This window comes from Weeksella virosa DSM 16922 (assembly GCF_000189415.1).
Classification (GTDB): domain Bacteria; phylum Bacteroidota; class Bacteroidia; order Flavobacteriales; family Weeksellaceae; genus Weeksella; species Weeksella virosa.
Window position 1 is genome coordinate 1,756,890 of sequence record NC_015144.1, and the last position, 12,975, is coordinate 1,769,864.

At 35.4% G+C, this 12,975-nt stretch carries 10 protein-coding genes and 2 tRNA genes; 11 read left to right on the top strand and 1 reads right to left on the bottom strand.

Annotation, left to right across the window (positions count from 1 at the left end; translation table 11 throughout):
- Positions 1–43: 43 nt before the first annotated feature.
- A complete protein-coding gene (locus WEEVI_RS08515) occupies positions 44–856 on the bottom strand; it encodes a TerC family protein (protein ID WP_052295793.1) in 813 nt (270 codons plus the stop codon).
- Between the two features lie 129 nt (positions 857–985).
- On the opposite strand from WEEVI_RS08515, the gene WEEVI_RS08520 reads away from it, so the two are divergent.
- The 11 genes from WEEVI_RS08520 to WEEVI_RS08570 all read left to right on the top strand — a co-directional run bounded on the left by WEEVI_RS08520 (position 986) and on the right by WEEVI_RS08570 (position 12,920).
- On the top strand, positions 986–1,894 hold the full coding sequence (locus WEEVI_RS08520) for a DMT family transporter (protein ID WP_013598742.1): 909 nt from the start codon (positions 986–988) through the stop codon (positions 1,892–1,894).
- A gap of 109 nt (positions 1,895–2,003) precedes the next feature.
- Positions 2,004–2,915, top strand: coding sequence for a T9SS type A sorting domain-containing protein (locus WEEVI_RS08525; RefSeq protein WP_041942141.1), 912 nt, complete (start codon positions 2,004–2,006; stop codon positions 2,913–2,915).
- 223 nt (positions 2,916–3,138) lie between these two features.
- Positions 3,139–4,152 (top strand): 3-oxoacyl-ACP synthase III family protein, encoded by a 1,014-nt coding sequence (locus WEEVI_RS08530; protein ID WP_013598744.1) that lies wholly within the window; start codon positions 3,139–3,141, stop codon positions 4,150–4,152.
- A gap of 105 nt (positions 4,153–4,257) precedes the next feature.
- On the top strand, positions 4,258–5,658 hold the full coding sequence (lpdA, locus tag WEEVI_RS08535; protein ID WP_013598745.1) for a dihydrolipoyl dehydrogenase: 1,401 nt from the start codon (positions 4,258–4,260) through the stop codon (positions 5,656–5,658).
- 389 nt (positions 5,659–6,047) lie between these two features.
- Positions 6,048–6,746: a pseudouridine synthase gene (locus WEEVI_RS08540; protein ID WP_013598746.1), complete on the top strand. Its 699-nt coding sequence runs from the start codon at positions 6,048–6,050 to the stop codon at positions 6,744–6,746.
- A gap of 10 nt (positions 6,747–6,756) precedes the next feature.
- The gene (gene tilS / locus WEEVI_RS08545; protein ID WP_013598747.1) at positions 6,757–8,052 is read left to right on the top strand and encodes a tRNA lysidine(34) synthetase TilS; all 1,296 of its coding nucleotides are present in this window, start codon (positions 6,757–6,759) and stop codon (positions 8,050–8,052) included.
- On the top strand, positions 8,046–10,136 hold the full coding sequence (locus WEEVI_RS08550) for a protein-disulfide reductase DsbD family protein (protein WP_013598748.1): 2,091 nt from the start codon (positions 8,046–8,048) through the stop codon (positions 10,134–10,136). The genes tilS and WEEVI_RS08550 overlap by 7 nt, the downstream gene beginning before the upstream one ends.
- Positions 10,137–10,408: 272 nt before the next feature.
- Positions 10,409–11,941 (top strand): glutamine-hydrolyzing GMP synthase, encoded by a 1,533-nt coding sequence (gene guaA, locus WEEVI_RS08555; RefSeq protein ID WP_013598749.1) that lies wholly within the window; start codon positions 10,409–10,411, stop codon positions 11,939–11,941.
- A 343-nt stretch (positions 11,942–12,284) separates the two neighbouring features.
- A complete protein-coding gene (locus WEEVI_RS11680) occupies positions 12,285–12,512 on the top strand; it encodes a type I phosphoribosyltransferase (RefSeq protein WP_232013410.1) in 228 nt (75 codons plus the stop codon).
- Positions 12,513–12,748: 236 nt separating this feature from the next.
- Positions 12,749–12,819, top strand: a tRNA-Gln gene (locus tag WEEVI_RS08565).
- A 30-nt stretch (positions 12,820–12,849) separates the two neighbouring features.
- Positions 12,850–12,920: transfer RNA gene (locus WEEVI_RS08570), tRNA-Gln, on the top strand.
- Positions 12,921–12,975: the final 55 nt, after the last annotated feature.

A 12,975-nucleotide genomic window follows, 5' to 3' on the forward strand; every position in this document is an offset into this window, starting at 1 on the left:
TTTTTTTAGTAAGAAAAAAGACCTCGTTTCAGAGGTCTGTCGCTTATGATTTTGTTGTGTTTTCTGTTGTGTTTTCTGTTGTGTTTATATTGCGTAATTCGACCGGGTTTCGGTTGTTTTTTTTCATGCGCAAATTCAAAAATTCTACTAACATAGAAAAGCCCATCGCAAAATATATATATCCTTTCGAGATATGTTGGTCAAAGCCTTCTGCAAGCAAAGATACACCAATGAGTAATAAGAAAGATAAGGCGAGCATTTTTACAGTAGGATGATTATTTACAAAGTTACTGATTTTAGTTGCGGAAATCATCATAACCAAAACGGCAATAATTACGGCTGCAATCATGACCTCGATATGTTTGGCCATACCGACCGCTGTGATTACTGAGTCGAGAGAAAAAACAAGGTCGAGAATAAGGATTTGTACAATTGTACCAGCAAAAGAGTGTACTTTTATATTGGTTGACTCTTCGACATCGCCTTCTAGTTTGTGATGGATTTCTACGGTCGATTTATAAATCAGAAATAATCCTCCAATCAATAAAATTAGATCACGCCCTGAAATTGCTAAATTATCTAAAATATCGGGGTTGTCGATTCCAATCAATATGCCTAAATTAAATAAGGGTGTTGTAAGCGTCATGACCCAGGTAAGGGAGAATAAGAGTAAAACTCTCGTTATCATGGCAAGGGCAAGCCCTAATTGTTGCGCCTTTTTCTGTTGATGTTTGGGTAATTTACCCGATAGAATAGAAATAAAAACAATATTATCTATTCCCAAGACAATCTCTAAAAGTGTTAAGGTTCCGAGGGCAATCAATCCATCGGCGGTTAAGAAAACTGTATAATCCATGTGTGTATGTCTATTGAGCGAAAATATTAAAAATTTCAATCCGAATATTTCTTTAGGATTATTTTTTTTTAAATTTTTAATAGAATCCAAACCTCAGAAAAACCACTTACTTTTGCATAAAAATATAGCATGTTTTCTAATGTACAATTACGATTGCAATTCTTGATTTTGTTGTGGGGATTTACTGGGGTTTTCGGTAAACTTATTACTCTATCTGCATTGCCAATTGTATGGTATAGAACGGGAGTGGCCGCTTTGGCAATTTTTTTGTATCTACATCTGAAAGGGGTGAAAATAAATATCTCCCAATCTCAATTGTTGCAGTTTTTGGGTATAGGTTTCATTATTGCCTTGCATTGGTTTACATTCTACTGGTCGATAAAGGTTTCCAATGTTTCGGTTGCACTCAGCACATTGTCTATGGGTGCTTTGTTTACATCATTTCTAGAACCTCTTTTTTTTAGACGGAAAATAGATTTTCAAGAGGTGATTATCGCTATTGTCGTAAGCGCCTGTGTAATGATAATTTTTCGGGCAAGTCCACAATATGCTTTAGGGATTGGCCTTGGTATTCTTTGTAGTTTTTTGTCGGCACTCTTTTCGGTACTCAATGCAAAAGCGCAGAAGGGTAGTAATCCAATTAATATTACGTTGATCGAAATGTTAGGTGGCTTTATCTGTATTAACTTATTGATGATATTCGTCCAGCCCAAAAGTTTTGTAGAAGTCTTTTCGGTCGATTGGATAAATTTCGGGTGGTTGATATTATTAGGAGTAGTTTTTACGGCATTTGCACAAATAGAAATGGTTGCATTACTAAAACATGTAAGCCCATATACATTGCTGTTGAATGTTAATCTAGAACCAGTTTACGGTATAATTTTAGCCTATTTGATTTTTGGACAATCAGAACAAATGTCGAGTATATTTTACGTTGCTACAGGGGTGATGATTTTCGCAATAGTTATAAATAGTTTGATAAAAAGAAAAAGAAATTCGAAAAAAGGACATTCTGTACTTGATAATAAATTAAAATAATAAATGTTAAGTTTTTATTCTTTAAGCTTCATTGTTTAATAAAATTTAAAAATCGAGCGGTTTTTCAAGATAGTAACGCTAAATTTGAGTTGAATTTAAATAGTATATTTTGAAAAAGATTTACACATTGTTGTTATGCAGTTTTTTTGGGTTTTCATTAGCCCAAAATGCAATTAGATTAAAAAAAGATTATCCCGATTTCACTATCAATCAATCATTACTATCAATAGAAAATAAGGAAAGTTGTGGTTTCGAAATTCCTAGCAATAATTTTCAAGACGCTTTTGGATCAGTGAGTTCAACGATAATTTTTGCTGATGATTTCGTGGTACAATCACACTCGAAATTAACAGTAAAAAATGTTAGTTTTAATTTGATTCTTAAACAAGAAAATACAATCCATAGCATTGATCTTTATTTCTATACAAACAATGATGGCCAACCAGGAGAATTAATCAAAAAGTTTGCAGAAGTTCCTGTTTTTTCATCAGAAATTGTAGGTCAATATGAAAATAATGAAGTTAGAAAAGTGTCACTGGAAATACCAGAAGATTTCGTTTTAGAAGGTAAGGATAAAGATGAAGTTTATTGGTTTGGTATTTTTGCAAATGCAGATACAGATGTAATTTATTGGGAAAGTAGCTACGTATCCAACTCACAATATTCAGCTGGTATGTTGATGGACGATGTTTTTTGGATATCGCAAGCAGAGTTGTGGGGATTAGATTATGTAGAATATGTTTTTAGTATAACGGGTGACTGTGAGTTTTTATCAACTACAGATTTAGAAAAAGTTGATTTAGCAATTTCGCCTAATCCAACCAGTGATTTTCTTACAATTCAATCAAAAAATATTATAGATCGTATAGAAATTTATAATAATTTAGGACAAAAAGTTTTATCGAGAGAGTTAAAAAATAGTTCAAAAAAAATAGATGTAAATTCATTATCAAAAGGAAATTATATCATTCAGATTACTACTGAAGGTGAAAGTTTATTTAGGAGATTCATCAAGAACTAAACGATTAAATATTTATTTTAAAAAAATATAATTTAAAAAAGAAGTAATTATTTCGCTTCTTGTTTATTAATACTATAAATTTTTAGTCTTTGTATTGATTATATATTATTTTAAAAATCAATTTTTATAAAAATTATATTTTCGGTTCGCTTAAAATAACATTTATAAAGAATTGTTTAGTAATAAAATATCATAAATTTGCGGAATTGTAACGTATTAAGAAATGATCAAATCAAGAATAACAGGCATTGGCCATTACGTACCAGAGAGAGTCGTAACCAACGATGATTTAGCTCAACTTATGACTACCAATGACGAGTGGATTACCGAACGAACCGGTATAAAAGAACGACGTCATGTAGAACCAAACAAAGGAATTACTTCGACAGATCTAGGGGTTGTCGCAGCTAAAAATGCTTTGGCCGATGCAGATCTCACACCGAAAGATATCGATTTTATTATTTTTGCCACCCTTTCGCCCGATTATTATTTCCCAGGAAATGGAGTTTTGCTACAGCGCGAGCTAGGTTGCGATACTATAGGTGCCATGGATATTCGAAACCAATGTTCGGGCTTCGTTTATGCACTTGCAACAGCCAACGCTTTTATACAAGCAGGGCAATACAAAAACATTTTGGTAGTCGGAGCCGAAGTTCATTCGTTTGGTTTAGATTATTCTGATGACGGAAGAAATGTTTCGGTAATTTTTGGTGATGGAGCAGGTGCTGTTATTTTATCAGCAAGTGACGATCCAAACCGTGGAATTCTCAATACCAATTTGCATTCTGAAGGAGAGTTTGCAGAGGAATTAGCTGTTCTTTTTCCAGGGACCAAATTTGGTTGGAGTGATGTTTTATTAGAGAAAGACCATTTTTTGACCAAAAAAGAAATTTATCCGTACATGAACGGTAATTATGTTTTCAAGCATGCAGTTACTCGTTTTCCCGAATCAATAGAAGAAGCACTAAAAGCGGCTGATAAAACACCAGAAGATTTGGATCTTTTTATTCCGCATCAAGCCAATTTAAGAATTGCACAGTTTATACAAAAACAATTGAATCTCCCAGACGAGAAGATATTCAATAATATCCAAAAATACGGTAATACCACTGCAGCATCAATTCCGATTGCACTTAGTGAAGCCAAACAAGCTGGGAAAATAAAAGAAGGGGATCTGGTTTTGTTAACCGCTTTTGGGAGTGGATTCACCTGGGGATCTGTATTAATGAATTGGTAAAACTTTATTGGTGCGATTAATTAATTTTAGATAGGATAGGATAAAATTCTAGCCAAAAAACGATATATTTGTTTGATAAACATTAAAAAGAAAAAGTAATTAGATATGAGTTCGTATGATATTGCCGTTATCGGTGCTGGTCCTGGAGGATATGTTGCAGCGATTCGTGCTGCACAATTGGGTTTTAGAACTGCAATTATAGAAAAAGAAAGTTTAGGTGGTACATGTCTCAATGTTGGTTGTATTCCATCAAAAGCATTATTAGATTCGTCGCATCATTTTTACGATGCGAAAACCCATTTCAAAGAGCATGGAATCGATATCAATGCACCCAAAATAAACATGAAACAAATGATTGCTCGTAAAGCAGACGTTGTAAATGTGAATGTTTCAGGGATTAAGTACCTTATGGATAAAAATAAAATCGATGTTTATTATGGTACAGGTACATTTAAAGATGCTACTCATATAACCGTAACCGACGCAGAAGGTAAGACACAAGAAATAGAAGCAAAAAACACCATCATTGCAACCGGATCTGTTCCCTCAGAATTACCATTTGCTAAAACAGATGGTAAAAGAATCATTACCTCTACCGAAGCTTTAGAATTAACCACAGTGCCAAAACACTTGATTGTTATTGGAGGTGGAGTCATTGGTCTAGAATTGGGTTCTGTTTACTTGCGTTTGGGAGCTGAGGTTTCTGTGGTAGAATATGCAGACCGCATTATCCCAGGAATGGATAGCGCTTTATCGAAAGAGTTGACCAAAGTTCTCAAAAAACAAGGAATGAAGTTTTATACCTCAACCAAAGTAACTTCTGTCGAAGCACAAGGAACAAAAGTTACTTTAAAAGCAGAAGATAAAAAAGAACAAGAAGTGGTTCTAGAAGGAGACTTTGCACTAGTTGCTGTAGGCCGAAGAGCTTATACAGGTTCACTAGGTTTAGAAAATGTTGGGGTAGAAGTAGATGAAAGAGGACGTGTAAAAACTAATCAACATTTACAAACCAATATTCCTAATATTTATGCAATAGGAGATGTAGTTGCTGGAGCGATGTTGGCACACAAAGCAGAAGAAGAGGGTGTTTTGGTTGTTGAACAATTAGCTGGTCAGAAACCACATATCAATTATAATCTGATTCCTGGTGTAGTTTACACCTGGCCTGAGGTAGCAGGAGTTGGTAAAACAGAGGAACAATTAAAAGAAGAAGGAGTAGAATACAAAGTTGGTTCTTTCCCATTCAAAGCATTAGGACGTGCTCGTGCCTCAATGGATACCGACGGTTTTGCGAAAATTTTGGCCGATAAAAACACAGACGAAATCTTAGGAATGCATATCATTGGTGCCCGTGCGGCTGACCTTATTGCAGAAGCCGTTGTTGCAATGGAGTACCGCGCATCGGCAGAAGATATCGCTCGTATGTCACATGCTCACCCGACTTTTGCAGAAGCAATTAAAGAAGCCGCATTAGCCGCAACCGATAACCGAGCAATCCATTCATAACAAAAAATCAGAAAAGAATATTTTTTCTATTAATAAAAAAAAGACCGTTCTACTTTGTATAGGACGGTTTTTTTGTTTATATGACTTTGAAAGAATAAACAGGTGAAAATAAAAATCATTGCCATTGGCTTTGTATAGCTAAATGACAGTATGAGCATTTTATGCATAAATGATGAGGCTGGAAAATCTAAAAGAAAAAAGAAACGATAAACTTTGCAAGACAATAATTAGAGAAACTTGTTCTACAACAGACCAATGAAACAACCTATCTGATATAAAGGAAAAGTAACCGACATCTACTGCCAATAAAAGTCATTCTATTATAAATCTAAAATCGACTGTACATAAGGAAATTAAAAATTGATAATCTATTTCTCTATTTTTGCAGCATGATAGAGATTTTATACCAAGACTCACGCTTAGTAGCCATTCACAAACCTCCAGGATTATTAGTGCATAGGTCCTACTATGCACGGGATGTAAAACAATTTGCCGTCCAAGAATTGAGAAATTTTTTGGGCGGACAGCACGTTTATCCTATCCATCGATTAGATAGAAAAACCGCTGGAGTACTTTTGTTCGCCTTAGACAAAGAAATGCTAAGTCTGATGAATGAAATTTTCAACTCGCGTGCTGTAACTAAAGAATATTGGGCAATTGTAAGAGGATATACAGAGCAAGAAGGAGTGATCGATTATCCATTGACCAATGACGATGGCCAGAGACAAGATGCCAAAACATATTACCAAACACTACAACATGCAGAGATAAACTTGCCTTTTGGCAAACACGCTACCTCACGTTATTCTTTGGTGAAAGCATTGCCAGAAACCGGTAGAATGCATCAGTTACGGAAACATCTACGCCATATTGCTCATCCAATTCTAGGTAGTCGTCCGCACGGATGCAACAAACAAAACAAATTATGGTTAGAGAATTTCCAACTAGAGCAGATGATGCTTTTGGCAAGAAGCTTAAGGTTTACACATCCCGAATCACAGGAGGAAGTTTGTATCAAAGCTAATCCAACAGCAGAGTTTTTACGTGTATGTGAAATCTTGAAAATAAACATGACCAAATTTTTATAACTTTGGTGGGATGAACCTGAAAACGGAAATCCAAAATCGAATAGAAAACAATCAACTCGGCAAAGCTAAATTTCTCCTTACTATTAGCGGCGGAGTAGACAGTATGGTTTTATTCCATATTTTCCGTCAATTATCTTATACTTTTTCGGTAGCACATTGCAATTTTCAGTTAAGAGGAAACGACTCTGATTTAGATGAAAAGTTGGTAGTTGACACTTGCACAAAAAATAAAATCCCTTTTTTTGTCGAAAAATTCGATGTAAAAGAATACCAATCGACAGGGAATTATTCTATAGAAATGGCATGTCGAAATCTTCGATACGAATGGTTTAATAAACTTCTAATCACTCATAAATTTGATTATTTAGTGATGGCACATCATCTCAATGATCAATTAGAAACTTTGTTGATAAACTTATCTCGAGGATCGGGTAGCAAAGGTTTGATGGCGATGGAGGAAATCTCTAATAAAATTTTTCGGCCTTTGCTTACTTTTTCTAAAAAAGAAATCGTTGATTACGCAATGCAAGAAAAAATTATTTGGCGAGAAGATCTAACCAACCAAGAAAATGATTTTATTCGGAACCAAATTCGTAATCAAATCACACCATTGTTGGAGGAAATTCACCCTCAATTCTTGAAAAATGTCAATAAATCATTAGCGATACTGGCCGAAGAAAACCAACTAATAGAAAATTATCTTCAAACCAAAAAAAAAGAACTCTTCAGGCAAGAGAAGGAATATGAGGTAGTGAAAATTAATTCGTTAGAAAAATTGAGTCCTATAAATACTCATCTTCATTATTTTTTTTCACCTTTTGGTTTTTCTGTAAATGAAATTCGTAAGTTGTTGATTGCTAGTACAGGAGCCGAAATGCAGTCTGAAACACATCGAATACTAAAAAATCGTAATTTTTTGCTAATCAAAAAGAAAGAAAATAAAAAAAATGATTTATATGTAATCCATTCGATAGAAAATTCCTATTATTGTCCAAATTTATTTTTTCAGAAAACCAAACGTCATCCAACACATGCCGATGAAACCTTGGATTATGATAAGATCAAATTCCCTTTAGTTTTTCGGCCAATAGAAGAAGGAGATGTTTTTTTTCCGCTCGGAATGAAGGGAAAAAAAAAGGTGAGTAAATTTCTGAAAGATGAGAAACTTTCTAAGTTCGATAAAGAAAAGGTTCGAGTTTTAGTTGATAATCAGCAACAAATTCTCTGGGTTTATCCTTTACGAATTGATGAGCGATACAAAATAACACAGGAAACTATTAATTTCTTAAATATCAAAATATGTTGAAATATTTTTGGCTTTTCTTCTTGATGCCACTAAGTTTATTCGCGCAGTTTGAAACGCCTGCAAGATGGTCTACATCGGTAAAAGAACTACCAAATAATGAGTTTGAAATTATTGTCTCTGGAAAAATTGATGATGGATGGCATATTTATTCTATCAAGCATCCAGATGGAGGAATCGGAATTCCGGCTACATTTACGGTAACACCTTCTACAAATGTAAAATTAGTAGGAAAATCGAAAGAAGTAGGAAAACTAATCGAGAAATATAGTCAAATATTTGAGCAGGATGAAAAGTATTACGAGAAAAACGTAAAGTTCATTCAGAAAGTAAAAGTCACTGATGAAAAACCAGTTGACGTTGCGTACATGCTAGAATTTCAGATGTGTGACGCCGAGAAATGTTTGCCTCCAGATGAATATACAGGCAAGGTAAAATTAAGTCCAAAAGCAGTGGTGGCTGACACGGCAGTTGAAGAACAAGCGACAACTGCAGAATCTTCGGCGATTTTAGCTTCGTCTACAGATTCAATTGTTTCAACCCCACAAGAGGCTGATCAAGCACTTGTAGATACTACAGAAGTAACAACAAAAACCTTGTTGAAAGAAGATATTGACGAATCTTTGTTGGCAGAAAACGAAAAGAAAAATAACGGCTTATTACGCATATTTGTATTAGGCTTCTTGGGAGGATTGGCGGCTTTTTTCATGCCTTGTATTTTCCCTATGATACCGTTAACGGTAAGTTTGTTTACTAAGCAAAGCAAGACCAGAGGAGAAGGAATACGTAAAGCGATGGTGTACGGTTTATCCATTATCGCCATTTATGTTTTACTAGGATTGGTGGTAACTTGGTTACTTGGGCCATCTGCGCTTAATGAAATGTCAACCAATCCTTGGGTGAACTTAGCTTTCTTTGTTGTGTTCTTGATTTTTGCTTTATCCTTTTTCGGTGCATTCGAAATTACTCTTCCATCAAAATGGGTAAATTTTGCCGATAAAGGAGCAGACAAAGGAGGGATGATCGGAATCTTTTTTATGGCTTTCACATTAGCCTTGGTTTCATTTTCGTGTACAGGACCCATCATCGGATCGTTACTCGTGCAAGCAACCCAAGAATCAAATTATTTCGCTTTGATAGTCGGAATGCTCGGATTCTCATTAGCCTTGGCAATCCCGTTTACCCTTTTTGCAATGTTCCCGGGTTGGCTAAACTCTATGCCAAAATCTGGAGGTTGGTTAAATACAATCAAAGTTTCTCTAGGATTTCTAGAATTAGCATTGGCCCTAAAATTCTTATCAAATGCAGATTTGGTTTGGCAATTACATTGGTTAGAACGCGAAGTGTTTATTGCAGCTTGGTTAGGGATTTTTATATTGCTCGGAGCTTATTTATTAGGTATGTTTAAGTTAGAGTTGGATGGACCTGACCAGAAAATTGGGGTAACACGATTGATGTTTGCAACTCTCACTTTCTCTTTCGTGTTCTATATCTTACCAGGAATGTGGGGTGCACCACTAAAGATTCTTAGTGGATTGTTGCCTCCGATGCACTATGCCGAGTCGCCCAACGGATTAGCAGGTGAGACAACTGTGAGTTCTGAAACTGTTGCCAAATACGAAAACCCTAAAATGGTCGCAGGACCACACGGGATTCCGTTATTCAAAGACTTTGAAGATGCAAAAGCTTATAGTCTGAAAGTAAAAAAACCAATCTTCATAGATTTTACAGGACATGCATGTGCCAACTGTAGAAAAGTAGAAGATCGAGTATGGATAGATCCTCGTGTAAAGAAAATTCTGACAGAAGATGTTGTTGTAGCATCGCTTTACGTAGATGAAAGACAAGAATTACCAGAAGAAGAAAAAGTATATTCCGAAGCCCTAAAGCGAAATCTACGAACAATCGGAAATAAATGGACAGCATTCGAAATGGAACATTTCAATGCCAATGCACAGCCTTATTATATCATTGTCGATGAAAATCTGAAACGTTATTCAAAACCAATGCAGGCAGAATATGATATTGATGTTTACTTAAAATGGTTACAAGGTGGTATCGATAAATACAACGAAAGTCATCCATAAATTTTAAAAAGCATACAATAAAAGAACTCTCATATCTTATGAGAGTTCTTTTTATCTGAAGAAGAAGCATATAAGTAGAAGAAAAAACTATTTATATTGTTATTATATTTGATGATGTAAATCGTATATTGTAGGTTGCTTATTGAAATACTACAATAATTTTTATGTTTATAAAAAAACACTTATTCAATAAGCCAATATATACAAAGAAAATTATCTAATAATTAGTTTTATTTTTTGATGTTGACTAATTTTGCTCAAACAAACAAATCATGACACACGGTATTATTATCCTCGATTTCGGCTCGCAATATAATCAATTGATTGCCAGACGAATCCGAGAATTTGGTGTTTATGCAGAAATCGTTCCCTACACAACACCTATCGAAGAAATAAAAAAACTTCAACCCAAAGGAATTATTCTATCAGGCGGACCTTCTTCCGTTTCTGGGGAAGATGCAATACTAATCGATTCCGAAATATTCCAAATCGATGTGCCTATATTGGGTATATGCTATGGCATGCAACTCATTGCGCACCTTTTGGGTGGTGAAGTAAAAAAAGGAGTAAAAGGAGAGTATGGCAAAGCAACTTTTCAGCTGTTAAATCCAAATCGACTTTTCGATAATGTCCCAAGAGAATCAACCATCTGGATGAGCCATTTCGATGAAGTTATTCAAGCACCAAAAGGCTTTCAGATTACTGGTAAATCAAGTGTAGAGATTGCAGCTTTGGCCAATGAAGATCAAAAAATCTATGCCGTGCAATTTCATCCAGAAGTTACCCATACAGAATTTGGTACAACCATTTTATCGAATTTTGTATTCACTATTTGTCAAGCAGAAAAAAACTGGCATTTAGAAGATTTCATCGAAACCGAAATCAAAAGAATAAAAGAAGTTGTAGGCGATAAAAAAGTTATCTTAGGATTGTCGGGCGGAGTAGACTCTTCGGTTGCAGCAGTTCTTATACATCGAGCTATTGGCGATCAGCTGACCTGTATTTTTGTCGATACTGGACTTTTGAGAAAAGATGAAGGAAAAAAAGTGATGGAAAATTATGGGAAACATTTCCAAATGAATATAAAAATGGTGGATGCTTCCGAACGTTTTCTATCCAACCTAAAAGGAATAGATGATCCCGAAGCTAAAAGAAAATCCATCGGACATGATTTTGTTGCTGTTTTCGACGAAGAATCTAAAAAATTCGGTGACGCATCTTTTCTAGCTCAAGGAACAATTTATCCAGACGTTATCGAGTCGCAATCAGTAAAAGGACCGTCAGCAACCATTAAATCTCACCATAATGTAGGAGGTTTACCAGATGAAATGAAACTCACATTGCTCGAACCATTGCGCGAGCTTTTCAAAGATGAAGTACGCCAAGTAGGGGTTGCTTTGGGTATCCCACGAGAATTAGTTTACCGCCACCCATTTCCGGGGCCTGGTTTAGGTATCCGAATTTTGGGCGAAGTAGATGCCGAAAAAGTAAGAATTTTGCAAGAGGCAGACGATATCTTTATTCAAGAGCTATATAAAAATAATTTGTACGATGAAGTTTCGCAGGCCTTTGTGGTTCTATTGCCGGTGAAATCTGTCGGGGTTATGGGGGATGAGCGTACCTACGAGTATACCGCTGTTGTTCGTTCGGCCAATACTATCGATTTTATGACCGCCACTTGGTCGAAATTACCTTATGAATTCCTAGAAACAGTTTCCAATCGTATCATCAATGAAGTACGTGGAATTAATCGTGTGGCTTATGATATCAGTTCCAAACCACCTGCAACAATAGAGTGGGAGTAATAAAGATATTAAGTAGAATAAGATCGAGATAATCATACAAATTCTCAAAGTACGGATATTATTCGACGCTGAAGGCTTTGATGGAGGAATCCTCAAGGTAGATAGTTTTATCAATCATCAAATCGATCAATTGCTTATGCAGTCGATCGGCAAGAGTTTTCTAAACGCTTTTCCTGTCTTACTATTAATAAAATTCTCACGATTGAGGCAAGCGGAATTGCACCAGCAATAATGTTGGGAGCATTACTAAGCGTGCCAGTAGTATTTGAAAAAAAAGTGCAACCAAAAACGATGAATACTTTTTATTCTACTCAAGTTTATTCTTCTACAAAAGATAGAACCTATGCTGTTTGTGTTAGTAAACCTTTTCTTACAAAAAAAAGACAAAGTGGTGTTTATTGACGATTTTTTGACCAACGGGCATCCCGCTTTTGGGGTGAAAAATCTTATCGAACAGGCTGGTGCAGAATTGTTAGGAATGGGTTTTGTGATCGAAAAATCTTTCCAAAAAGGAAGAGCATGCTTGCTAGAAGAAGATTCATTGGTAGAATCTTTGGTTAGAAGGCAATAACTCTCTGCCAATGAAATTCTCTTCGAGGAGGAATAAACCAATATAAAAAGGAGAAAAGTTACCTTTGGATGAAGAAGATAAATGTTAAAGTATTCTTAAAGTTTAAAATAATAATTTTTTTTTAAAAATTCATTATCAGTCGTTTAAAGAAGATTGATTAACTAAAACCAAAAATGTTTTCATTTTAGTTTTGGTGAATAAAAAAACCTTCCTATATTTGCACAGCAAAAAGACAAAGACCCATGGTGTAACGGTAGCACACCGGTTTTTGGTGCCGTTTGTCGGGGTTCGAATCCCTGTGGGTCTACAAATTGTCTTTTTTGCACTACTAACTTGCAGACCCATGGTGTAACGGTAGCACACCGGTTTTTGGTGCCGTTTGTCGGGGTTCGAATCCCTGTGGGTCTACAAAAATCCTTTCCAAAAAGAGATGGAAAGGATTTTTTGTTTTTAAAACTCTTTC